The organism is Alkalicoccobacillus porphyridii, assembly GCF_007293315.1.
GTDB classification, from domain to species: domain Bacteria; phylum Bacillota; class Bacilli; order Bacillales; family Bacillaceae_D; genus Alkalicoccobacillus; species Alkalicoccobacillus porphyridii.
The window spans coordinates 1-250 of sequence record NZ_VLXZ01000341.1 but is presented as its reverse complement, the minus strand read 5'-3'; the positions used below and the strand labels follow the sequence as shown (position 1 = coordinate 250).

General features: G+C 50.4%; 1 protein-coding gene. It reads left to right on the top strand.

What is annotated here, in order from left to right:
• Positions 1-250, top strand: a 250-nt coding sequence (locus tag FN960_RS24515) for a hypothetical protein (protein WP_221936873.1), incomplete at both ends; no start/stop codon positions are given.

Here is a 250-nt window from a genome sequence, read left to right as displayed (position 1 = left end):
AGGATGTGATGGTTCAGGTAAATCGACCCTCACGGCAAGCCTGGTAAATGAACTGGCAGCAAGAATGCCAACAGAACACATTTATCTCGGGCAATCGTCCGGGCGAATTGGCGAATGGATTTCACAGCTCCCTGTTATTGGCGCACCTTTTGGGCGTTATCTGCGAAGTAAAGCGGCACATGTGCACGAAAAGCCCTCAACACCGCCTGGCAATATTACTGCACTGGTTATCTATCTGCTTTCCTGCTGG